This is a genomic window from Ponticaulis profundi (assembly GCF_042659465.1).
Taxonomy (GTDB): Bacteria; Pseudomonadota; Alphaproteobacteria; order Caulobacterales; family Hyphomonadaceae; genus Ponticaulis; species Ponticaulis profundi.
The window spans coordinates 1-505 of the sequence record NZ_JBHSSW010000062.1; the positions used below are offsets into that span (position 1 = coordinate 1).

The 505-nt window shown below is 58.0% G+C and carries 1 protein-coding gene; it reads left to right on the forward strand.

Features of this window, described 5'->3' with window-relative positions; all coding sequences use genetic code 11:
• A partial coding sequence (locus tag ACFQDM_RS19550) for a tandem-95 repeat protein (RefSeq protein ID WP_377380735.1) occupies positions 1-505 on the forward strand: 505 nt, incomplete at both ends.

Consider the following 505-nt stretch of genomic DNA (forward strand, 5'->3'; position numbering starts at 1 on the left):
GGCGAATGGCTCTGTCACGCTGACGGGGAATGGCTATACCTATACGCCAGCATCCGACTTCAACGGCACGGACAGCTTCGATGTCCTGATCGATGATGGCAATGGTGGCACGGATACTGTCACGATCGAGGTCACGGTCACGCCGGTCAATGACGCGCCGGTTGGTGTCGCCGACAGCTATGCGGTCGATGAAGACGGCACGCTGGCCGTCGATGCGACGAACGGTGTTCTGGCGAATGATACCGATGTCGAAGGCGATACGCTCACAGCCAGCCTGGTGACAGGTGTCTCCAACGGCACGCTCACCTTCAATGCGGATGGCTCCTTCACCTATGTTCCGGATGTCAACTTCAATGGGACGGACAGCTTCACCTATCGGGTGAATGACGGCACCGAAGATGGCAATATCGTCACTGTGACACTCAATGTCGGCGCGGTGAATGACGCGCCAGTGGCGATCTCTGACAGCTTCACTGTGGACGAGGATTCTGGCGCAACCACGCTC